General features: G+C 41.4%; 1 protein-coding gene and 1 pseudogene. One reads left to right on the forward strand and one right to left on the reverse strand.

All coding sequences use genetic code 11. The annotated features are described in order from the left end of the window. Positions 1-94 precede the first annotated feature (94 nt). Positions 95-655, forward strand: coding sequence for a hypothetical protein (locus FCV43_RS14735; RefSeq protein ID WP_170961668.1), 561 nt, complete (start codon positions 95-97; stop codon positions 653-655). A 683-nt stretch (positions 656-1,338) separates the two neighbouring features. Here the strand turns inward: FCV43_RS14735 and FCV43_RS14740 are convergent. Next, a pseudogene (locus FCV43_RS14740) lies at positions 1,339-1,472 on the reverse strand (BLUF domain-containing protein); the annotation flags it as partial.

Here is a 1,472-nt window from a genome sequence, read left to right on the forward strand (position 1 = left end):
GTGTTTACGGTGCAATGGTTTAGGTTAGGTGTAATAGCGTTGTCGCACCTTAATTGGGCGTTAGGTTTAAGGAGTTGTTATCAACAGATTACTAGTGTTGGCAGGGGTGTTTGTCGCATTTATCACAAATGGCACCCCTGTAAGTTCAGAATATTGCTCTGAGACAGTTATTCAATTAAACAGATTGGAAGCAGGTCAAATGGTTAGAGTTCAACAAGGGGAGTTAAGGGTCAATGTCTACAGACGGAGTGAGATAGAAATTGCTAAGGCAAAGAAACATGTTGGTGGCAGTTTCGATGAACGATACCCCTCTTGGTGGCCTAAAGATAAATACCCACTTAACTATTTTTCCGTAGCAGAGCGTTCAGTTGTTCCAGAGTATTTTGTTTTTTGGGACCGCAGCCCTATTAATGGAGCGATAATAACTCTGATTAATCCAGAATGGTACGATGAATCAGAAGATCTGAGTTATCTAGGCGATGAGTGGCAATCTGGCCTTATCGACTACGAAAATCAAGTGTACTACGACACGACAGGTAGGCCCGTTAAGTGGGGAGCGAAATCAAAAGGTTTGGAGTTGTCAAAACTGCCATTGCTTATTCCTAACCATAAATATGACAAAAAAACAGGAAGCGTTCGACTCCTTTGCCAATAAACCTAACAAAGCATTTAAGAGTGACTCCCAACGCGTGGCGAGTTTACTCTGATTTGAATTTTGTGTTTATAGCGCAATGGTTTAGCTTGGGTGTTACAGCGTTGTCGCACCTTAATGCGGCGTTATATTTTATTTGAAATCAGCGTCTTAAAATCAATGTGAAGTAGGTGATTTGTCGGTTTCTCAGGCTGTCATTTTCAGCTACTTTCAGCAGCCAAATATCGAGGTCTTAAGGTTCTAGATATCTTTAGCCGTAAAACATGCCAAGGTTCGTGGGTGCTTCATTTTGGATTTGAGCAGCGCCGTTTGGACGTGTAATTGGCTCAAAGTCGCTTCAATGATAGCTGCCTTTTTGGTTTTGAAATCGCTACCAAATCGGAAGGTTTCAGCTTTCTTGTTCGTCTGGGTTTAAAGATGAATACCTGATTTTCCTGGCATCGAATTGGTTTGCTGTTTTCTGGCGTCACTTTCAATTTCAGCGTGTGAGCTGAGTTAGAAATCCAAGTCAGTATCGTAATTCTTTATCAATGAAATCAGTCGATTGTTGTAAAATATAACAAGCAATTCAAGCTGACAGCCAACGCGCGGCATTTTCAGCTCCAAATGGTTTGGGTGTAATCGGTGCGTTGCTCTAGGTTCAGGTTTGCGTTGGTCTGCAACTTAATTGGGCGTTAGCTTAAGTTCTATTCCGACGGTAGGTTCTGCTTTAATTCTAGTAACATTAAATATGCGCTTTCACCTGACATATCGTAAGGGCTGAATTGGTCAGAGCCTGAAAATTGTAAGTTAAGTAATGCAGTTAAGTGAGATTGAGGAA

It is taken from the genome of Vibrio genomosp. F6, from assembly GCF_005146325.1.
Taxonomy (GTDB): domain Bacteria; phylum Pseudomonadota; class Gammaproteobacteria; order Enterobacterales; family Vibrionaceae; genus Vibrio; species Vibrio cortegadensis.